General features: G+C 39.7%; 20 protein-coding genes and 3 pseudogenes. 9 read left to right on the top strand and 14 right to left on the bottom strand.

Annotated elements, in window-relative coordinates:
- Positions 1–166 precede the first annotated feature (166 nt).
- Positions 167–1350: pseudogene (gene alr, locus V7126_RS03640) on the top strand (alanine racemase).
- Between the two features lie 190 nt (positions 1351–1540).
- Here alr and V7126_RS03635 read toward each other — a convergent pair.
- On the bottom strand, positions 1541–1717 hold the full coding sequence (locus tag V7126_RS03635) for a hypothetical protein (RefSeq protein ID WP_046132471.1): 177 nt from the start codon (positions 1715–1717) through the stop codon (positions 1541–1543).
- A 1453-nt stretch (positions 1718–3170) separates the two neighbouring features.
- Between V7126_RS03635 and V7126_RS03630 the strand changes: the two genes are divergently transcribed.
- From V7126_RS03630 to V7126_RS03620, 3 genes are all read left to right on the top strand, one after another.
- Positions 3171–4487: a glycosyl hydrolase family 8 gene (locus V7126_RS03630; RefSeq protein ID WP_335496734.1), complete on the top strand. Its 1317-nt coding sequence runs from the start codon at positions 3171–3173 to the stop codon at positions 4485–4487.
- Between the two features lie 172 nt (positions 4488–4659).
- The gene (locus tag V7126_RS03625; protein ID WP_046132469.1) at positions 4660–5244 is read left to right on the top strand and encodes a TetR/AcrR family transcriptional regulator; all 585 of its coding nucleotides are present in this window, start codon (positions 4660–4662) and stop codon (positions 5242–5244) included.
- Positions 5241–5918, top strand: a complete 678-nt coding sequence (locus V7126_RS03620) for a YqeB family protein (protein ID WP_335496747.1) — start codon at positions 5241–5243, stop codon at positions 5916–5918. Before V7126_RS03625 ends, V7126_RS03620 begins: the two co-directional genes overlap by 4 nt.
- Before the next feature lie 46 nt (positions 5919–5964).
- Here V7126_RS03620 and V7126_RS03615 read toward each other — a convergent pair whose 3' ends face one another.
- A complete protein-coding gene (locus V7126_RS03615) occupies positions 5965–7314 on the bottom strand; it encodes an amidohydrolase family protein (RefSeq protein WP_046132467.1) in 1350 nt (449 codons plus the stop codon).
- A gap of 261 nt (positions 7315–7575) precedes the next feature.
- On the opposite strand from V7126_RS03615, the pseudogene V7126_RS03610 reads away from it, so the two are divergent.
- A pseudogene (locus V7126_RS03610) lies at positions 7576–7644 on the top strand (putative holin-like toxin); the annotation flags it as partial.
- 605 nt (positions 7645–8249) lie between these two features.
- Here V7126_RS03610 and V7126_RS03605 read toward each other — a convergent pair.
- The 4 genes and pseudogenes from V7126_RS03605 to V7126_RS03590 form a co-directional block, all read right to left on the bottom strand.
- Positions 8250–8705: a hypothetical protein gene (locus V7126_RS03605; protein WP_052948559.1), complete on the bottom strand. Its 456-nt coding sequence runs from the start codon at positions 8703–8705 to the stop codon at positions 8250–8252.
- A 300-nt stretch (positions 8706–9005) separates the two neighbouring features.
- A complete protein-coding gene (ybaK, locus tag V7126_RS03600; protein WP_046132466.1) occupies positions 9006–9488 on the bottom strand; it encodes a Cys-tRNA(Pro) deacylase in 483 nt (160 codons plus the stop codon).
- 341 nt (positions 9489–9829) lie between these two features.
- Positions 9830–9946 (bottom strand): annotated as a pseudogene (locus V7126_RS24030) (hypothetical protein); the annotation flags it as partial.
- 164 nt (positions 9947–10110) lie between these two features.
- Positions 10111–10722: a TetR/AcrR family transcriptional regulator gene (locus tag V7126_RS03590; RefSeq protein ID WP_046132464.1), complete on the bottom strand. Its 612-nt coding sequence runs from the start codon at positions 10720–10722 to the stop codon at positions 10111–10113.
- Positions 10723–10727: 5 nt separating this feature from the next.
- Here V7126_RS03590 and V7126_RS03585 point away from each other — a divergent pair, with 5 nt between their 5' ends.
- On the top strand, positions 10728–11270 hold the full coding sequence (locus V7126_RS03585) for an RraA family protein (RefSeq protein ID WP_231947458.1): 543 nt from the start codon (positions 10728–10730) through the stop codon (positions 11268–11270).
- 49 nt (positions 11271–11319) lie between these two features.
- Here the strand turns inward: V7126_RS03585 and V7126_RS03580 are convergent, their stop codons facing one another.
- Positions 11320–12045, bottom strand: a complete 726-nt coding sequence (locus tag V7126_RS03580) for a PrpF domain-containing protein (protein WP_269082059.1) — start codon at positions 12043–12045, stop codon at positions 11320–11322.
- Positions 12042–12476, bottom strand: a complete 435-nt coding sequence (locus V7126_RS03575; RefSeq protein WP_269082058.1) for a PrpF domain-containing protein — start codon at positions 12474–12476, stop codon at positions 12042–12044. Before V7126_RS03575 ends, V7126_RS03580 begins: the two co-directional genes overlap by 4 nt.
- 624 nt (positions 12477–13100) lie before the next feature.
- Here V7126_RS03575 and V7126_RS03565 point away from each other — a divergent pair.
- Positions 13101–13394, top strand: coding sequence for a YozQ family protein (locus V7126_RS03565; protein WP_065894524.1), 294 nt, complete (start codon positions 13101–13103; stop codon positions 13392–13394).
- A 757-nt stretch (positions 13395–14151) separates the two neighbouring features.
- Complete coding sequence (locus V7126_RS03560; RefSeq protein ID WP_046132499.1) at positions 14152–14535, top strand: VOC family protein; 384 nt, start codon at positions 14152–14154, stop codon at positions 14533–14535.
- A 351-nt stretch (positions 14536–14886) separates the two neighbouring features.
- Here the strand turns inward: V7126_RS03560 and V7126_RS03555 are convergent, their stop codons facing one another.
- From V7126_RS03555 to V7126_RS03545, 3 genes are all read right to left on the bottom strand, one after another.
- Positions 14887–15552: a flagellar brake protein gene (locus tag V7126_RS03555; protein WP_046132462.1), complete on the bottom strand. Its 666-nt coding sequence runs from the start codon at positions 15550–15552 to the stop codon at positions 14887–14889.
- A 1005-nt stretch (positions 15553–16557) separates the two neighbouring features.
- The gene (locus V7126_RS03550; protein ID WP_231947457.1) at positions 16558–16815 is read right to left on the bottom strand and encodes a hypothetical protein; all 258 of its coding nucleotides are present in this window, start codon (positions 16813–16815) and stop codon (positions 16558–16560) included.
- 65 nt (positions 16816–16880) lie between these two features.
- A complete protein-coding gene (locus V7126_RS03545; protein WP_231947456.1) occupies positions 16881–17687 on the bottom strand; it encodes a serine hydrolase in 807 nt (268 codons plus the stop codon).
- A 487-nt stretch (positions 17688–18174) separates the two neighbouring features.
- Here V7126_RS03545 and V7126_RS03540 point away from each other — a divergent pair, with 487 nt between their 5' ends.
- Entirely contained in the window at positions 18175–18531 is a 357-nt protein-coding gene (locus V7126_RS03540) for a hypothetical protein (protein WP_046132498.1), read from the top strand.
- A gap of 490 nt (positions 18532–19021) precedes the next feature.
- On the opposite strand, the gene V7126_RS03535 is transcribed toward V7126_RS03540, so the two are convergent.
- From V7126_RS03535 to V7126_RS03525, 3 genes are all read right to left on the bottom strand, one after another.
- A complete protein-coding gene (locus V7126_RS03535) occupies positions 19022–19357 on the bottom strand; it encodes a hypothetical protein (protein WP_236809866.1) in 336 nt (111 codons plus the stop codon).
- A 70-nt stretch (positions 19358–19427) separates the two neighbouring features.
- Entirely contained in the window at positions 19428–19868 is a 441-nt protein-coding gene (locus tag V7126_RS03530) for an SMI1/KNR4 family protein (protein WP_046132461.1), read from the bottom strand.
- A gap of 6 nt (positions 19869–19874) precedes the next feature.
- A complete protein-coding gene (locus tag V7126_RS03525) occupies positions 19875–21800 on the bottom strand; it encodes a ribonuclease YeeF family protein (RefSeq protein ID WP_065894522.1) in 1926 nt (641 codons plus the stop codon).
- Positions 21801–21902 lie beyond the last annotated feature (102 nt).

The raw sequence follows: 21902 nt of genomic DNA, 5'->3' as shown, positions 1-21902 counted from the left end.
CAGATGTTTTTTCAGTCATATTACAGGGCATCGATGAGATCCTCTCATATATCATGGGTTTACTGTTGAATGATTTCAGCTAAAGTTGAATAAAAATTAGATTAAGAGAGACCCTACCATTGATGTCAGTGAGTTTTACTATTTTATAGGAAGGAAGGAATCGTTGATGAATAAGCTTTGCCGAGAAGTTTGGATCGAAGTCAATCTTGATGCGATAAAAAAAATTTACGAGCGATTCGCCACCATATTCCAAATAAGAGCAAAATTATGGCCGTTGTAAAAGCGAACGCTTATGGTCACGGGTCGGTAGAAGTGGCGCGCCATGCACTGGAACACGGGGCGAGTGAGCTTGCTGTAGCCAGTGTGGAGGAAGGAATCGTTTTACGAAAAGCGGGAATTACAGCGCCTATCCTTGTACTTGGTTTTACATCCCTTAGTTGTGTGAAGAAGTCAGCGGCTTGGAATATAACATTATCAGCATTTCAGGTTGATTGGATTAAAGAAGCAAACGAGATATTGGAAAAAGAAGCGAGCGCTAACCGGCTGGCTGTTCATATTAACGTGGATACCGGCATGGGCCGATTAGGTGTACGCACTAAAGAAGAACTTTTAGCAGTAGTGAAAGCGCTAAAGGCAAGCGAATTCCTCAAGTGGACAGGGATCTTTACACATTTTTCAACAGCTGATGAACCGGACACAACACTCACCAAACTGCAGCACGAAAAATTTATCAGTTTTCTCAGCTTTTTAAAAAAACAGGGCATTGAGCTGCCCACCGTCCATATGTGCAACACGGCTGCAGCCATCGCTTTCCCGGAGTTTAGCGCTGATATGATTCGTTTAGGTATAGGCTTATATGGGTTATATCCTTCAACATATATCAAGCAGCTAGGCCTTGTTAAGCTTGAGCCTGCATTAAGTTTAAAGGCGCGCATCGCTTATGTGAAAACCATGCGGACAGAACCCCGAACCGTCAGCTATGGTGCTACATATGTCGCAGAACCTAATGAAGTAATTGCTACGCTCCCGATCGGCTATGCTGACGGCTATTCCCGTGCCCTTTCCAATCGCGGATTTGTTCTTCATCGCGGAAAACGAGTGCCAGTGGCGGGAAGAGTAACAATGGATATGATCATGGTCAGTTTAGGAGAGAACGGTGAAGGTAAACAAGGAGAAGAAGTCGTGATTTACGGTAAGCAAAAAGGAGCCGAGATTTCCGTTGATGAAGTCGCTGAAATGCTTAACACGATTAACTATGAAATCGTCTCTACATTAAGCCGCCGCATCCCCCGTTTTTTTATAAGGGATGGCGAGATTATGAAGGTGTCAACTCCAGTACTATACGTGTAGATATTTGTAGAGTTATTTTTGCAGATGCGAGGTTGTACGTTAAAATCCCTCTTTTATTCAAAATCAAGATCCCTTCCCTAGAGGGGGTTTTGCTTTTGAATAGAACAAAATCACTTCGAGTATAAATCATAACTTATAAAATGTGTCAGGCATCCTTACTTTTCTTGTAATTCCCTCCTCATATTACACTTTACGAATCAGAATTACTAAATACTTGCTTTACTTTATAAGCAATTGCAGCGAGGTATAAAATTGCAATAAACACAAATACTCCAGTTCCAAAATCAGTTTTTGATACTAAATAAAGACCTATTACACCGAAAATAATGTACATCACAATATCAAAAATAATTTTCTTGTTGTTCATTAAGTTCACCCCGTTTAGCAATTGATTCTCGGTGCATATTTGATTACAACCGGAGAATCTTAAATTTTTACATATACGCAAAATAAAACTATATCCTTCGGGATAATTATTTAAAATTTTTAAACACATTAACCCTAACATGTTTCTTTATGGATTTACATAAAAATTCGAATAATTGAGTTAATTTTCCTAATGAATACTTTGTTTTTTTGTCACCACCCAAGACTATCCATTCATTTTTTTAAAGTTTAGTCCATAGCTCATTTCAGCCCTTTTCTTTCTCTATACGACCTCCCTTACAGATTTGTTATAAACGATGCTTATCAGCTTAAATTTTCTTTAAAATCTTATGAAATTCCTATCATTGTAAATAACTTTCTTTTATACTCTCTTATACGACTAAAAGATGTAATATGAGAACACTGACAAAACTGATGGTTGGGACATTATTTATCATTGATTCTATTGTTTCTTTATTCTATGTCATGTCTCTGTCTCAATGGAATAGCACCAAGAAGTCAGGTTAATGAAGGTAACATATTTGCCGATATTTACGATGAGGTGACAAGTGATGTGGGTACTGGAACTCGTAGTGGGTTTGCTGGATCTACTTCTTTCTCTGTTTTCATGGGATAGTAAGACAGGCAAGAAAGTAGCTCTCTTTTTCGGTTCACTCATTTATGAGTGAAGAACTGCATCATTCACCATTCATCAGGAATTTCCCCCCATTACCTTTTGCTTCGTTCAACAATTCTATAAATCACTAGCGCCCCAATGAAAATAGTAAACAAAACAGTTAAAACGACATTGCTTAAATCATTTAAAAAATTAAGTAAAAGTACCCGCGATTATATAAAGTAACATAAATATGTAAAACACTTCTGTTTATTTCCCCTCTCGTTTTGCTTATACAGTAAGGAAACAATTTAGGTTTTCAGTATAACATGGGTTATCAAGAAATAAGAGGAATTTAGCACCTGTATCTCCCCTCTCTCTTTAAAATTTTCCAAGGGCGAGATAAATGTTTTGGCAAGAAAATTTTTGGATCGGGTAATTTATAAAAACAATCCAAACGTTCATTATTTTTATAAATCTTATTAACTTATGACGGCAAGGAAGATTTAAGCAAGGCGAAAGAACCTGGACTAAAAGGAAGGCAAGATAAGCTGCTCATTTATGGGCGACTTTTTTATTTGTAGTGTTTTGTATTTCTTCAACAAACACCGCTACTTCTTCAATATTTATTACTACTTTTGTATCTCCTACAATAGTAATTTCTATTCGTTTGTATCACCAACTCCGCTCCCCCATTCAATTTTATGCCGCCTCGCCCCTCCGAGTAAAATCAATCATTTCGGCCCAACCAAAATAGTTCAATATCATCTATACACTCCCAGCCCTATTAATTAATATTAGTCTGTCATCATGACAAATTTTAGAAAGGTGAGATGAAATGAAGCGTAAATGTTTAAAATGGATCGCGACTGTCTTTGTTTGTTTAACATGTTCTTCTGCAGCTTTTGCCCAAACAGCCGTGGCATCCGTACATTCCAGGACTCCGGATATTCTCGGTACAACCGGCAAAACAAATTTGAACCAGGCTTACAAAAAATATTTTGATGCAAAAGGCGATGGGAAAGGCGGCTCACTGTTTCATTATATGAGAGACGGTTCGGCTTACATCGCTTCGACGTTGGACGATGACCTTGGCAATGGCTACTACAGCGTCAAAACGGAAGGCATGAGCTACGGGATGATGATCGCTCTGCAAATGAATGATGAGTATAAATTCCAAAGGCTGTGGGATTTCGTCCGCAAATATATGCGCCATACCGACAAAAATGACAGCTTGTACGGCTATCATCGCTGGCATATGAAAACGAACGGCTCTGACGTGCAAACAATTGATCAGAACGTAGCATCTGACGGCGAAGTCTGGTTTGCTGCAGCCCTCATGATGGCATCCGGCCGCTGGGGAGATAAACAATACCCGTATGATTACAAAGCGCGTGCCCAGGACATGCTTGACGCCTTGGCCGGTGACGGTGAATACGCAAACGCCAGCAAGGAATCAAGGATTTTTATTAAAAACGGCAATGATCCGCGCTATGCGATGGTTCGATTCGGCCCTTATGTCAATTGGACGGATCCTTCGTATCATGTGCCGGCTTTTTTCGAGCTATTTGCTAAAAGTGCCAGAAGCAGCCAACAGTATTTTTGGAAAGACGCGGCAAACAAGTCCCGAAAATACTTGTCTGAAACGACGTTTAAAAGCGTACTACATAACGGATCAACCGTTAACAATGCAGCCACCGGCCTTTTCCCAGATGAAGCCGGCTTCGACGGTGTAAGCGACGCCGCGCATTCCTCAACGGAAACAGACCGCAATTTCAGCTATGATGCCTGGCGGACGGTGTCTCATGTCGCCATGGATTATACGCTGTGGTCCTCGGCAGATAACGCATATCGCGCCAGCGAGCAAAAAGCGGTTAACAAGTTCTTGACGTTTATGAAACGGGAAAACTACGGGAGAACGGCCCATGAATATATGCTGAATGGAACGGCCGTTAAAAAAGGCAGTGCGATGGGTCTGGTCGCGGCCAATGCAGGCGGCGCGACTGCAGCAAGCGATGCCTCATTAAGGACAGGGTTTGCCAATGCGTTTAACAGCGCCTATATTCCTGACGATTATTACGGATCCTGCCTGTACATGCTGAACAGCCTGGCGGCAAACGGCAAATTTACGATGTATATGCCTAAAAAAATGTAATATCAAATTGACCCTTCTCTGCAAAGAAGGGTTTTATTGATGTTGAGGACATTTGCGCTTTTTCATGCGAATCCCGCCAAATTCTTTCGATATTCCTTAAATATCCTCCCTTGTTTTTTTACTTACCGGTAAGTAAAATTAAATATATAGATTGTAAAAAGGGCTGATTTTATTGAAAAAGGAAAGCAAAACAAAAGAGGCGATTGTTGAAGCGGCGTTCACTCTTATTTCCATGCATGGACTGCAGGGTACGAGCTTATCGATGATTGCAGCAAAGGTGGGCATTTCAAAACCGGCGATCTATCATTATTTTCCGTCCAAAGAACATTTGATCGATCACCTTTTTCACTTAATATTTGATGAGCATCATTTCTCTGCTTATTTTCCGATCGATGAGTACACGAAAGAAAACTTTGAGAAACGTTTAGTAGCAGATGGACTGCGCTATGTAGAAGAATATAAAAACAGCTCCCCTGCTTTGAAAGTGGTGCATGAGTTTGTTTTAAGCGCAGTGTGCAGACCAAAATATGAAGAAAAACTGAAAGCAATGATGCAGCACTTCCTGGAAGGATTTGACTCTTTGCTTTCTTACGGCGTTGAACTCGGCGTCGTATCTTCCCAACATACGAAAGGGAATGCACATATCCTCGCGCTTGTCCTTGATAATGTAAGCAACTTTATGATGCTGGGCGTTGAAATGAATGTTGAAGAAACATGGGAACTCGCCGTTCGTCATGCCATGAAAGGAAGGAAATGATATTGACTCAGGAAACGTATATTGGACCGTCAAAACTGGAGAAAGCATTCATTTTACTCATTCCGGCCGTTTTCGGGGCCGCTCTTGGGTGGTTTTTTCCTGCTATTGCAGATTGGGCTTTGACCATTCCTTTCGTTCCTTTTAAAGGACCTATCGAATTGATTGTTACATTCAATCACTTATGGGTATCGGTTATTGCTGCTGTATTGGGCATCATTGCCGGTTTGTTCTTTTCTCATTATGTTTTCAACGAAATTCTTGAAGTCTACATTTCCGAACAAAACGTGAGATTAAGATTTAAAGAAAAAGAAGAAATCATTGAGAAAAAAGACATTTATGCAGTTTATATTGAGAATAAGCATCTCGTTATTCTCGGTGTTGATCAAAATGAATTGTATCGTGAACAAATTGATTCTAAGAATTCACATGTTGCAGAAGCCTTTAAAAATCACGGTTATCATTGGACAGAACAAGACCCTTTTAAAGATCAGTATCAGCGCTGGGTTGAGGATCATCCCGACTTCCCCCCACATGTAAATGCTCTTTTGCTGGCAAGGGAGAGAGCCATACAAAACAATAATCATGATGAGGCAAAAATCTTGCGCAAAGATCTGGAAAAACTTGGAGTCGTCATTCAAGATGAAGAGAAAAGACAATATGTAAGAATGATATAAAAATGATGCAGCCCTTCTTTTAGGAAGGGCTGTGTTTTGTCTTATTTTAAAAAGCGGCTTCAGAAGTGCGGGATAGTATATGATCGCGAGCCGCCACTGCTCTTTTTTTCACGTCATCAAGATCGACTCCAACCAATTTTCCATTTCGCTTTACCGCCTTTCCTGCAACATATACGGAGTCTATATTGCCGGGATGTGCGCACTGAACGATAGCCCCTATGACATCAGAAAGCGGAAGCAAATTGAGGCTGTCCGTTTTTACCATGATGAAATCGGCTTCTTTGCCTGGTGTGAGCGAGCCGATTTTATGATCCAGCATTAAGGCCCGCGCGCCGTCAATCGTTGCCGCTTTTAGAATTTGTTCGGCGAATATGCCTAATTCGGGCCCCGGCATGATCCCTTCTTTAAGCAGTGTTTCGTTTTGTTTGGCGCGCTCTGCCTGAAGGGCGAATTTCATTTGGGCAAATAAATCTCCCCCCGTTGATGTGACAACATCAACGCCGAGGGTTGGGGGCACTCCGTGTTCCAGAGCAAGTCCAGTGACTGGATAGCCGTGTCCCATCATCATCTCAATTTCCGGCGTAACGGAAATTGAGCTTCCGTGCGCCGCCAGCATTTTCATCTCCTCTTCACTAATGGCATTAACATGCACCATGTTCAAGTCAGGACCGAGCAGGCCGGCTTGATGCAGTTTTTCAATTGAACGGTCTTTCGCTCCCCAATTGCCGAAAGCGATGTGCATGCTGCATACAACATCGAGCGTCCGGGCCGTTTTGATTTCAAAAACCGATGTATCCCATGATGAGAACTCAGGACCGCGAATCGCAAGCCCCATGGTCAAAAGCTGATCGTTTGACTGAAAGTAGGCTTTTTTCACCCGTTCTGCTTCATCCATGTTGGAAAGGGTGCTGTCTCTGTCCCAATATGCCGCATCGCCTGACGTTCCAAAGGCGAATACCGCGCGGATCCCGGCTTCCTTCAGACCGGCAATCAGCTGATCCGTGTGATCAGGCGATTCGATCATCGTCCAGTCAAGCAAGGTGGTCACGCCTGCATCCAGCGCCTCGAGCGCTCCCGAATAATTTGCAATCCAATCATCCTCAGACCTGCGCATCGCTCCGTAATTCCCATAATAAATCCGGTTTAAATAGGTTTGCAGCGACCAGTCGGCGCCGATTCCCCGAATGACGGACTCCCATACGTGCCGGTGCGTATCGACAAGTCCCGGCATGATCACCATATTTGAGGCATCGATCACCTCTGCATCGGAAGCTTGGATTGATTCGGCCACATCCACAATCGTTGAACCTTCAATCAGCATGTCCCCTTTTTCGATATTTTTAAGCTTCGGATCAAGGGTGACGATCGCTGCACCTCGAAAAAGTGTTTTTTGCATGGCGGCTTCCCCTTTCTTAAAAGAGTAAAAGCTTGGGGATCGATCTTAAATCCAGTAAACCATCCCCTTATCTACCATTTTAAAACATTAAATATGTGAATCATATTAATATGCACCTTCTACTAAACATTTTTCTTCGGATAATAAAAAACACCCTCGGTTTTGTGGGTGATATGGTAAAATATTCATTTTGCGAAGTTTCGGTTCACTTAAGGGATGTTGCCTTATCCCCTCTGAAAAGGGGGCGGTGCACATGACAAATTCGAAACAATCTCTTTAATGATTGCGTTCGGCATGTTAATTGCCGTGTTGTTTAAGAAAGAAAAATAGACTTCCCTTGAGCCGCGCAAAAGTTCAAAGAGAACGTCTATTTCCAAAATTGCGTTTGAGCCATCCCTTGATACATGTAGTATCTACAATGAAGAGTTCTGTTAAAACGGTCACTTCATACCATGATGATACTAATTTGAGACTGCGAAAAACATGTTTTGATACGTTTGTTCAAAAAATCATTTAATTTCTCAAAGTAACAATCCTTTCTCTTAGCGTCTCCAGCATCGGGCCACGCAATTTTGGCAGAGTCGGAATTCACCGGCCGTATGCATGAGCTTCATCTGGCAACAAGAAGTCTTTATCCATATTCCTGCTATAATAAGACTTTATACTAATGGCGGACGTTCCGTCTTTCCAATGGCAGCTCTGTTTTCCTCGGCTTTAAAATATTTATTTTGGTTTAACAATTTGCAAAACAAGCAAATATGATGGGGATCTGTCCATTAAAAAAGCGGCCGCCTGTCATCTGCACAAATCATGTGCAAAAGATAAGCGGCCACATGCTGTCCCTCTTGGAATTCACATTCATTTTCTATGTCTCTATCGTATGACAAAAATGTCATTCACCATTCTTCTCTCTCAGTCAGAGGGAAGCCCCTTATTTAAATCCCTTCTGTAATCCGAATTTTTTTAGAGTTAAAGCTTCCGATTATTTTTTTCTTTTTGGAGTCTTTGAAAACGAATACGCGGACGATATACGTTCCGCTGCCCAGCTTATTTCTGACCGATTTCACTTTAAATGTTTTGATTGGGGTGGTGGATTTAAATGATCCCGACACACTCCCCGCGCTATATAAGCCGCGGTTTATCCATTTGCAGATATAAGCTTTATAATAAAGCTTTTTATTGCCTCTCTTCTTGATTCTCCATTTAATAGAGTGGTCTTTTGTCGTATAAGCCGCGGCATTTGTATACACTTTTGCGGTGTATCCGCTCCTGGTTTGCCAGCCTGACCAAGCAGCCTCGGCTTTACCCGTTAAGACAAACATTCCTGTGAAAGTGATTCCGGCAACCACCAATGACATGATAAATCGCTTAGCGCGCCGTTTACTATCCATTTTAAAACCTCCTAAACAGTTGACCTGCTGTTATTCTATCCTCCTAGGCGTCGAGCAGATTGCCCCTATTCCGTTTTATCTTTCAAACAAAAAAGCGCGAAACAGACAGCGTCTCACGCTTCATAATCAAAATTCGCCTTATATATCATCTATTCCTAATCTATTCTTATTTTTATGTTTTTTCAAGACGTTTTGAAAAATTTATGGTCAAAAAAGCTCTGCCCTGTCAAGGAAGGTGAGCCATCTGAACAAGTATATTCAATATGTATGAAGTCGTATTTTAAGGGAATGGTTATTTGATTAAACGACTGCTGCAAATTTTGCATGGCATGCTTCGGCTAAATCTTGTGGAGCTAATTTTAGCTGCATGCCGATTTTCCCTGCACTGACAATCATAAAATCAAGCGATTCTGCGCTTGCATCAATATATGTCGGAAACCATTTTTTCATGCCAATCGGCGAGCAGCCGCCTCTGACATAGCCGGTTAACCCCAGAAGTTCCTTCATAGCAACCATTTCCAGTTTCTTCTCGCCTATTACCTTTGCCGCCTTTTTTAAATCTAACTCCTCTGCAACGGGTACAACAAAGACGTAATAATGCTTGGCTCCTGCCGTTGCAACCAAGGTTTTATATACATACTCGCAAGAATAACCAATTTTTTCAGAAACAGTGATGCCATCTACCGGTTGCCCGGCTTCTGTTTTGTAACCTAATAGCTCATAGGAGATGTCTTGCTGTTCAATCAAACGAACTGCATTTGTTTTTGCCATTTTTTTCGCCATGCTCTTCACCTACTAAAAAAAGTTCCTAAATTTATTGACGTCTTTTTACTTGCAGCCAAGAAATAACCATATATATACTAACATGAGTGACAACCATATTCTACTAACCGGCCTCCCAAAATATAAAAATAGAACTCACTGATAGTCAGATGAGTCCTAACTTTTACAAGCCGCACATATGGAGCACCCGCCTTATAAGACCCGATCAGAAAAAAAGATAATTAACACGGCATCATTTATAAACATAACAAAACATGGGAACACCTTTATTTTGATCATCGCCTTTTTGGATTGTTTGGAACTCGGTATTAATTGAATACCTGTGACACCGTGGTTAGCTATTACTGCTGCAGCATCGACAATCCCTTGACCATTGCCCTGAAGCACCATGTGCCAGCTTGCCCAAAGGATGTAAGGAAGATAGCCGGCCACGGTCCAAACCATATTTCCAAGCGGGTCTGAAGCCAAACTCTATAAAAAAGTTCTTCAACTGTTGAAGAGAAAGCCGATCAGCAAAGATACGGAAACGGAATCGCATACTTATTGCCAATCTTATCCTAATCCTTTCTTGCGTGCTTGGCGGCAGAAGACTGTTAAACGGATATCTGACATCAAAATTTTTTCATATCCTTAATGCTGTGCCACCGTTCTCTGCGAATAACGGATCGAGTTGTATTTTAGCGAAATTTTCAGCAATCTCCCTAAGGGAATAACCCATATCATGTAAATAAAACATTAATTCCGGAGAAATCGGAGAAGCTAACATAAAAGAGGTCAATCTTATGTCAGTAATGTTCGTTTCTCCTTTGCTCTTTGCCTCTTCTAATAATTCATAAATCAGTTGATGGTTTTTCTTATAATAACAGGTGCTATAGACATCTCTGCTCGTTTCTTCAAGCGTTCCAGATGTCGTTAACATCCTCATCCAATCTAAATGCTCCCCAACGATAAGGTTGAGCTGTACAAGCAAATATAGTAAACGTTCATAAACTGGTTGATCCCTTTTATTTTTGAGGTAAGTCTGTAACTCAAGCTGATGGCGGCTAAATTTCTTCTCCATTAAAGCAATGCATAATTTGCTTTTATTCGCATAGCGGCGATAAAGAGTTGCTTGTCCGACCTCTGCCGTTTTAGCGATTTTATGCATACTTACGTGTTCAATTCCGTGCTCATTAAACAGAGATAGAGCAGTCTCCAATATTCGGTTATTTAGTTCATCGTTCTCTTTCAGCATTTGTGATGCATCCGAGCATTAAGCCGCTAAAAGAAGAATACATCCTTAGCGGAAGAGCTTTTACGGTAAAGATGCCCGTTGGTGATAATGCAGCCGTACTTAAAGCCATTAGAACAGCAAAACCTGGTGATATTCTTGTAATTGATGCCAAAGGCGATGAATACAGAGCAATCGCAGGAGATTTTGTCGTCGGCATGGCCAAAACACTGGAATTAGGCGGCATTGTTGCGGATGGAGTCATCCGGGATATGAAGGGGATAAAGGAATTGGATTTTCCTGTTTTTTGTAAAGGGACAACTGTCGCTGCAAGCGGTAAAGCGGGTGTAGGCGAATTAAATGTTCCAATTTCTTGCGGGGGTGTTTCAGTGAAACCCGGTGACATTATTGTCGGAGATGCAGACGGCGTTGTTGTGGTTCCGATGGAATTAAAAGAAGCAACACTAAAAAAAGCCAAGGTAAAGCTGCTCAAAGATCAACAACGGGAATCATCGATTTCTGGCGACAAAGAAGCGACGATCAAATACTTAGATTCAGTCATTTCCAAATAACTGAGTATAAACGTAAGGGCTGCCATCCATGCAGCCCTTTTATGAACTGCTATTCATGATTCGGTATCAAAACCGAACCCTCCATTAATCTTCGAGCGCTTCGGATCATGGAAACTTTTGTCACCACCCATCCTGCATGATCATGAGCAGCTTCTGCCCCCACTTTCAAAATACCGGATGGATGACCAAAGCGAAGCTCAGCCCTCGTACCTCCTAAAATTCTGCTGACGATCGTTCCAGGTATCACAGCTGCGGCAGCAATTGCTACAGCGCCTGTTCCGGTCATGGCATGATGAAGCTTGCCCATGGAAAGGATCCGTGCCAAGATATCGATATCCTCTTCACGTATTTCTTTTCCATCGGATGTTGTGTAACTAGCCGGCTTTCCAAAAAACGCAATTTTCGGCGTGTGCTGTCGCTTGGCCATTGCGTACTCCACGCTTTCGGCCAGATTCATAATCACCGCGCCATGCGCCCGAATCGCTTCAAAACGCGCCAATAGATCGGCATCACCGTTGATATCACCTTGCCGTTCAGCTCCCGTTAATCCCATCGAGGATGCCGAAACAAAGATGGCAGGATTTCCAGCATTGATTAAAGTGGCCTCCACCTCTCCTACACCTGGGACATGAATAATATCGATCGGATTCCCGGTCGGAAACATGTTTCCCCCATCGGCACCCGGATCAAGAAATTCAAGCTTTATTTCAGCTGCAGGGAAAGTGACCCCGTCCAGTACGAAATCTCCAAGCTCTTGAACCTCTCCGTCCTTCATCGGGAATGCGCCACGATCTTCTTCCCGATATTTTCCTGCCAGATATTCACGGCAGCCATGCCATCCTGAGGGGCATCTGCCAGACCCCGATATATCGAAAAAGGACCTACAGCTGAAGTAAGATTCCCGCAATTTCCACTCCAGTCAACCAACGGCTGTCCTATGGCCACCTGTCCGAATAGGTAGTCTACATCACATCCAGGACGATTGCTCTTACTAACAATAACCACCTTGCTCGTACTCGATGTGGCACCACCCATGCCATCGATCTGCTGACCGTAAGGATCCGGACTGCCTATTACACGCAGTAAAACTTTATCACGTTCAGATGGATCAGCAGGCAAATCTTCTTTAAGAAAAAAAACGCCCTTGCTTGTTCCGCCTCTCATATAAATTGCCGGAATTTTGATTTGTTTTCCCCGTTTACTCATCACCGTCGTTCCCTCCATGTTCTTTCCGTTCATAAAAAAGAATAAAAGTACTTTACACCACTCTTATAAGAAATATTTTATTACAGCGTTTAGAATAAAAAAATAACTATATTCGATATCCAGCTATTCGATAAACAAATAACAGACTTCTTAAAAACCATAACCTCTATAAGAAAAGGCCCTTGCAAGTATGACTGTACATTTCCGCCAGTTGAAATTTGAACAAACGGCATCAATACAATACGGTCAGACTAAATAACCAAATCCCCTGCTCGTTTGATTGGGCAATCAATGTTCAGAGAGGCCTCTTTCATTTCATCCTGCGGCCATTCCTCAAGTTCAGGAAAAACCCGGAGACCTTTCCGGTCATGTTCATCCAATTAGCGGATTATATACGCCCGCCTGCTCTCTTGACGAACGGGAACGAGTCAACGAAAAAAACGAATGAATACCTTCTGAACAGACAGAATAAGAAGAGTTGATATTTCCATTTTGTAAAGGAGTGAAACCCATTGAGTAAAATTCAAGTATAAAAAATGACCATAAGACCGAAACAGCTTTTAAAGCAGATGTGCCTCAATCCCATCTGACAAACTAAAATTTCAATAATATGGAGTGAGTAACATGACTCAAAAAAACGGAGCAGACAGACCGAATGATTACAAAAGATTTTCTTCATCAGACAGTGAATATGATTTTCAGCAGTCTTTAGATGGCAGCGCTAAGACAGAGAATGTAAACACTGAAACACAAACTCATAGCAAAGAAAACATAGATCGCACAACGGATCTGGCTGGAAAACACTTCAACACTTCGGATTATAAAGGAACCACGCAATTGGAAAAAGGATTGGCTGAAACTCATGAACAGGTCAGTGATGACTATTTTGAAGGGACAATCGATCAAAATTTGGACTAGTCATTCTAACGGAACCAACTTACCTTTCAAGTTCGTTCCGTTTTTGATTAACATCAACAGTAAAAATGACTGTCCTTTCATCAAAGATTAACTATTCCAAAAACACAAAGTAAATCTGGCTTTAAGTATTGATCCCCAAGTCACAATGAAAGTTGTGTTCTATGACCGGGCTGACTCCCACACTTTCAGCAAAAATTTGATTCAACTCGTGAATAAGTTTAATGCACCCCTCTATTCATGCAAATTATATATCAGTCCAATCCCTTTATGAAAAGTCCTTCAGCACTTTAATCATTTCTATCCAATTATTATAGTTTATGTTCATCTCCCTTCCCTGCACGTCCCGTTGCCAAAATCTTATCCCGCCGGGTGATTGGATGCCGCGAACGACTTCTGGTTCAAACTACTATAAATGTGACTTTAACTTGTTAAGATGGCATGATACGGTTCCTTTATGACGGAACCATACAGTTGCTTCGCTAGAAACAGCCATGAAGTTGCAGATACTCGATAGATGAATTGGGACAAAAATGAATTTTCAAAGCACTTGGCATTCGCTCCGGCGGCTTAAGATGCAAGGCTTTAAATCAAGACGAAAAATATTGAGTACTTATATAACAACGAACCACTTGAAAATTGCTGAAAGGATGGGTAGATTGATTTAATAACGAACCACGAATGTATGAGCTTTTCTTCTTACAGCCATAGTGTAAGAAGAGATCCATCCATCGCAAATATCAAAGGAGGCCAAAACATGATGAAAATCATTATTACCAGCATATTTGTTCAAGATCAAGACAAAGCATTAGAGTTTTATACAAAAACGCTGGGCTTTGCAAAAAAGCATGACGTTCCCAGCGGAGCATATAGGTGGATAACGCTTGTTTCTCCCGATGATCAAGACGGAACAGAGCTTTTACTCGAACCGAATGAACATCCTGCCGCCAAAGACTATCAAAACAGGTTGTTTGCCGAAGGCATCCCGGCAACAATGTTTGGCGTTGCAGATATTCGCAAAGAGTACGAACGATTATTGGAAAACGGCGTGAAGTTTACTATGGAGCCGACAAAAATGGGCGAAGTCACAATAGCTGTCTTTGACGATACATGCGGAAACCTTATTCAGATCATACAGAAGTAACTTCATAACGAAGTAACGGTTCTTAACGTCTTTATTGACGGAAGATGATCAACATATGCATTTGTCGATGGAAAATCAGTCCAAGCTACATAAAGATAAACTGGCAAGGGCAGATGTTGATCATTGCTTTGCCATGTTTTGCGAAGATCAATTTAATAACATGTTCAGACAACAGAACAGGTAAATAATCGAGAAAGAAAAAGCCCTCTTAAAATTAAGAGGGCCTGGGCAGATCACTGTCTTCCTCAACTTTTGGAGGGTTAACATACTCTATCTTGACGATTTTTTGCCGTTGTCTGCACACGATAAGCTTATCTAAAAACTATTTATATAATGGAAGAAACTTAATATTTATTCAGAGCTAAGTTTTCTTCTTTCTATCAATTGGCATTTTATGCAATATTGTACAAGTGTTTGTTTATCATGCTCATTCATCATGATAAATTCGACTGTCATGATCAGTTTGTTTGTTCTACGATCAAGATAAGTGCGTTTGACTTGAGCATGAACGTCAATCACAGTTTCATCATGCCCCTTATTTGGTAAAGAGATACTTAAATTCAAATCCTCTTCCGGTTTGTGTTTTTGCGTCTCTTCAATAATTAATGCAGCGCCTCCAGCACTGATATTTGCTGTATATGTTTTAAACATTGAACCGGATCCATATGGACGAACAGTGACAGGAATCGTTGCATTTACTCTAAAAAATTGCCGCCTTTGAATTCTTATCATTTGATCCTCTTCAGGCAAGCATATATTCAATATAGGTATATCGTTGCATATATCTCGCCCTTGTATTACACTGGTGAATTTGTATAGGTCCTGTTGCTTATTCACAAAGTGAATCATAGCAATTGTATTTGTTGGTATAATAATGGTTCTCCCTGTCTCTACATCAACAGGATAATGCACTCTTAAAACATTTTCCTCAATGGATGACACTTTGCTTTTCGCAATGATATTTTCTTGATTTTCGTTTTCAAATTCTATTGTTATGGTATCTCCTATGGATAACATCGGGCATCACTCTTTCAATTCTACTTAATTATTATATCGGTACTATGACACATAAATTAAAGAAAAGAAAGCCATTGAGAGTCTTTTCTTTTATCTTAAAATTTATCTTAAGTGCTTTCCACACTTCTAAAAGCTGCTTCGTTATTCTAATTCGACCCAGAACAAAAGTTCCTGTAAACTCATAATTAAGAAAATGAACATCATGAAAGACGGCAACTTAAAACATCGGGGAACCATCTAATGGACATCTATGATGCTGCCTGAGCACGTCAATTTGCTCCCATAATAAAGTATGATTTTAAGTGATCAAGAAAAACGGGAAACCCTTTCATTTCAGCGTTTCGAACACACTTTGATATAGCAAGATACAACAATCAAGCTCGAAATGGAATGGGCTGATGGGGAAAACCTTTGCATATCAAAGGTTTAAGGGATTATTATACATGTAAAATTGAAGAGGGTATTTTCATGTGCATACAAAAAGCCGTTAAAAACGGCTCCAAGAAGAAATGAAAAATTTATATTTTTTGATTAAGCAAAGAAATAGTGACTGTGTGCGCTTGTTATGTTTCTTGAAGCTACATCCACTTTATCGGTGGACACATGACAAAGAAAGCTGAGTCCAATAATAAGAACCCCTAAGCCAATCTTCATGTTAGACTTCATATCAAACATTCCCCTTTCAATATTTGGTTTTGAGTATAGACCATCTTTTTGAGACAGATGAGGCTATCCTCTGTTTTTCCATTATAATCTAAATATGTTCAGGATAACAATTCCATATCTTCCAAATGTGTAAACCCTTGCTTGTCGGACGGCGGCAATCGTAGGCAAGGAATTATTTTCTCGCGCAAATGACAAGTTAGTAATTCTTAAGATTAAGGCGCTTATTCTTCAACGCTATAAGCCGTTAACGTTTGTATATCTCTCATTTCGGAAATTTATACAGCAGGCATTTCAATTAAAAAAGCCAATTTCCTTATATGAAATTGACCTTTAACTATTTTACAAATCCAAACTGGATAATTCTTTTTTGATATGTGTGCGGAATTTCGAATCTTTTAAAAATTTCAGCTGAAAACCATTCATATTTCGAGAAAGTCTTGCTATCTCTAATGTATTTAAATCGTTTGCAAAAAATGCGATTTCTGTCTGATTTCGTTCTTTATCTGTCGCATACATTGCAATTGTAAGAATAAACGCAGTAGATCCCCCCTTTTGTCCCGCATGAACAAGCCATTCACGATTGTTTGGTTTTTTCATTATTTGTTCCATGACTGGATCAAGATATTTATATACATTTGCATTAAAATGTATTTTGCTGTTTATTATTTCATAATAGATACATAGTCTCTAGCAGTTGATCGTGGCAAACGATCAGACCAAATTTTTTGAAAATCCATGTCCAATGTTTTGCTTATTTGTTTTTTTTCTTGTTCGGTTAGCGGTTGGCCCAGCCATCTGTTATGAATTTCAATCGCTCTATTGCGGTATTCATCCATGTCCATGTTTTTCATCACTTCTAGCACTTCTTTTTTCGATAAGTTCTTTTCATTCATCAGTTGGGCGGGTATGTACAGTGCGCTGACAATGGGATACACAGGCTCGTGATGTAAGATACCTAAGCTCTTTGGAACATCATTTATGTTTTGAAGGCCCAGCACCTCAATTAAGTATTCAGTATTTGCATTAGAACTGTAAGCAATCATCCCATTTGCTATCTCACATAATGGAACACTATCTGTCTCTTTGTCTTTTTTCAATTGAGAAATCCATGCTTCGTGTGCACCACCATCTGTTTTCGGAATATAGAATGTATCTAATTCCTTTAACCTTACTTCTTTTTGCGGGTCAATTTTCCCTTCCGCTGCTTGTTGTGCATATTCAATTGCTAAGATGATTTTGACGGTACTTGCCAGAGGAAGTTGCTCATGTCCGTTAATATCTATCCAATTTTCATCGTTGTGCTTTATGGACAATGAGACATTTCTGCTTCCTGATTTTGCTTTGACAAACTGTACAATATATTCAGGATTTAACTTTTTTACTTCCCTCCGAAACATCAAAATTCCGATTGCTATTACCAAGCCAATAGAAATTACTGTACCCGCTATAATCCATAGTGCAATCTTCAATTTTTCACTCCCTATAGTTTCATTTTCAAATTACTATAGCTACGATTGAAAAAATGAAAAGTTTCAATTTTATATCGTAAAACAGTTCTAAGCAACGTTGCTTTTCCCGATAAGCACTTGCGCCGCCTATAGAAATACTTTCACGGTTTTCTCAAGCTCGAAAGATGGAATCAAGGCTGTTCACCTCAATGAATTCAAACGATGACGCCAATCTCACCAGGATGCCGTAAGGGTTGAACAGATTTAGGCAAAAAAAGACCCACATGCAACTTCAAATAAAAATCCATTTTTTGAAGAAAAAACGATTACAAGGAATTTCTTAGATTACATAATGGACTGGAGATTATTGAGCAACTCCCCTGCTGTCGTTACTATCAAACCTCTTTCTTTTCATTCATGGACAACAACCACAAAATTCTTTAAAATCAGGGAAAACGAGGGATTGAAGGACATAAGACGTAAAAAGGAATTGTAAGGATTGATCGAGTTGTTAAATACAAAATTTTACGATGGTTTTGAGGGTGAACCTGAACTTGTCTTATCTGATGGAGAAAACAAGCTCGTCATCTGGAATGGATACTTTGAGACTTTGTTAGATTCTTTATTGGACAACAATATTGAAAAAGAAGGAATTATCAAAGAATATTTTTATCAAGAAGGGTGGTATGATGACCCACGTTGGATGATAGACGTTCACTTAACCATAAACCAAATGAAAAATTTTGATGTTAACAAACTAGATACATCAGATGGCTTTAAAAAAGAAATGGTGGAATTAGTTCGCGAGATTATTCATTTTCTTCAAAATGCAAAAAACAAAAGTGTTGTTATTGAATATGATTAAAATATCTCCAGTAAATCTCCAAGAGGACGCAAGGATTAAAAGAAGCCATGTGAAAATGATTGCCTGTGCAAAACCGGGATCTCACCGCTTGCATTCCCCCTGACTATCGTGCGCAATACTGCATAGTCTCCAACCGCTCCTCCTGTGAAACTGACGATCTTCATCATCATTCGATACATCGGTGCACACTTGATAAGGGATAGGTGCGTCTCCAGTTCTGGCCATTAGAAAAGCGGCCGTTAATCAGCTGCACAACATTCGTGTGCAAAAGATCAGCGTCCGCAGGCTCTCCGTCTAGGACTTGAATATTCACGTTCGTTTTTCTTGTCTCTATCGTATGACAAAATGGAATAGAAAAAGTCCCCCATTTTATCCCCCTTTTTGTCGGATTTTTCTCGGATTGGAACAAAAAAACCTTGAAAGGCCAAAAGCCAATCAAGGTAGAAAAAGTGAATACTATTTATATTTTCAACTCATCCTTTAATAAGTATTAATCATCATCACCAAATAATAACTCATCCAATTCTTCTCGGTCTTTTGCAATACCCTCATAGGTTTCGATCAAGTTCTTTAACATCTCAAGAGTTATTTCTCTATCATTTTCATAAATTTTAATGCTAGCTCCCAATGAGAGTAACTGTTCTATAATGATTACTAATGATTTCAATTCTTCTGTGTCATAGTAATCACATTCAATAACAGGTTTTCCTGATTCAATCGCCTGCTTTAGTTCCTTAATAGGTTTAGATGATGTTTTTCTTAATAACGAAATGTACTTAGTAAGATTTGAATCCTTGAGTACTTCCACATAAATAAAGTCCATCATAATAACTCCCCTCTAAATAAAAAGCCTTGAATGGCTATAGCCACTCAAGGTTAAGTTTCCTAAAAAATATTTAATCTACCATGTCTGCAAAATATTGATCATCTTGATCAACTTTTTTTATAAATTCCTCTAGGGAGTCAGCTATTTTTGTATCAAAGAAGAATACTGGAGACTTTTCGTTTTCATTTAAGTCAAGTGTTAAATATACACCTTCATTTACCTCATAAAAAACAAGCTTGTCTTCTTCTTCGTATATACCGTCTAAATCAGGATCAAATTCGTAAATATCTTCCCTTAAAGTGATATCTGCGATAGTATCGGGATCCAAAAGTCTGTTTATTGCATTCTCGTTATTCCCCTTTATAAACCCGTATCCAATCTCTAAATAAAATTCTCTGAGTTCTTTAGGAAATGAAAACCCAAGTCTTTCTTCTGCTTCCGTTAAATCGTTTTCTTTTAACTCATAAAACTTATGATTATTATTTTTCACAACAAAATCAAATTTGCCCATTATCATTTACCTCCTTGGAAATAATTTATTAGATGGTGCACCTTTACCATGAATACCTGCTTGATGCTCATCAGGAAATTTAGCAGGATGTATATTCCACCATTCATGTGGTCCCCCAAAATTATTTTCTATTATATGATGAGCATCATAAGGTTGTCCGATGTCTCTAGCAACTCTCCCTTTTTTATCAAATACTTGTTCTTTATATCTTGGCCACTTTTGACCTGTTTTTTCCTCCCATTCACTAATAAGCTTGTCTTTTACATTGTTAAACTTATTTCTATGTTTCATAGTTTCTTTGGGCGTCATTTTTTCAAATTTGTGGTTTCTCAAAGCACTTTTTAATTGTTCAGTTTGTTTTTTGTGAATTTTCAATCCGGTTTTTGCCTCTACATCTCTAATATAATCCTTCGCTAAATCATAATCAATCTTCCTTGAATTTTTAACACCTTTCTCGTCCCCGAAAACTTTCTCAATACGCCGAATAAGCATCTTTTTAAAATTTTCCCCGTCAATAGCATGATAAGGTACTTTCCCCCCACCAACCAACTGAACTTGAGGTGCAAAAGGATTATGTATTTGAATCCCTTTTACTTTTGAAGCGACCCTTTGTATCGATTCTTTGACAGACGCAACGCTTTTTTCCACCGCTTCTTTCGATGCTTTAATCGTTTTACTCGTTACTTTTTTAGAAGTTTTAGTCGCTTTCGCGGCAACCTGTCCAACTTTCCCCGCTTTGGCAACTTTCCCTACTTTATCGACACCTTTTGAACCAACAATCGATGTCGCGACCATTCCAGCAGCATAGCTAAACCATCTGGCTTGTGTATAAGAATCGCCATTGACTACATCTCGCTCGTAAGACTCTTCAATTCCCTGTTTCATAATATTGAATACTTTTATAGGATGGTGAATCGTATAATTAATGCCCTCAATCGTTTCGTCTGCGTGAACGATCATGTCCCAAATGCCTGTTGCCGTATCGACAACCGCATTTTTGAATCCTTCACCGCTTCCTTTAATTGCGTTGCCAAAATTACGAGAGCCTTCAATTCCATTGAAATACCGCTGTTGCCAAGGGGAAAGATTTTCATATCCAATTTCCTTGGCAATCTCATAAAACTCTGAAGCTGTTGAAAAGTCATAATCATCAAGCTTCTTCTTTAACTTAGAAATTTTGATATCATGTTCACTAACTTCGCTAATCTCTTTTTCAAGCTTTGATCTCTTATCAAGTTTATCTAACATGACTCCCATCGCTGTCTCTTGATTCCCGCTCAAAGTATCCATCTTATCCGGCTTTAAAATCGAGCCTTTTTGATAGCTGGTGATTTCAATTTTAGGACCTGTATACATTTTTTCAAGCCTGGTTATGTACCTCTGCATCGTCCCAAGGTCATTTTCAGCTGTTTTGAGGGCGTTTGTCTGTTCTCTGTCAAACGTATGTAGCTTCTCAATTGTTTGATTGATGTCTTTCAATGCTCTTCTATTCTGTCCGTGAAAATCATTGTCATTCAAATCCGGTAAATCAACAATATGGCTGACTTTTGAAATCGCCGCGTTGGCTTTGGATACCAAATGTTTCGTTGTTCGATCAGCCGCGTTCAAGCCTTGTTCTAACTCGTGTTCGAGAAAGGCTTGCGAAATAAATCCATCATGTTTTGGTTCAAAGGAATCCAATGCATTTTTGATTTTTTTCAAAGCCGATTGGTATTCTTCAATGAAAGTTTCATAAAATCGTAGAAACGGGGTGTGGCATTCTTCGTAAAAGGCGCGAATGGCGTCCCCGCCTTTACCTTTTAAGGCATCATCAAGTGATGTGATGCCGTCAACGCTTTTTTTGAGGTTTGCGATTTCTTTCGATTGGTCTTTTAATTGTTCCAGCGTTTGATCAATTGCATGGTGCAACGCATGGACATCAAGAGTCTTCATGGCATTCTCCTCTAATACTAAAGTTACAATCAGTATAGAGTTTACCACTTTACGGAAAGGAATTGGTGAATAAATCCTGTGTATCCATGAAAATGAATCTTA

This window comes from Bacillus sp. JJ675 (assembly GCF_036963165.1).
GTDB lineage: Bacteria > Bacillota > Bacilli > Bacillales > Bacillaceae > Bacillus > Bacillus glycinifermentans.
This window is presented reverse-complemented; position numbering and strand designations above follow the sequence as displayed.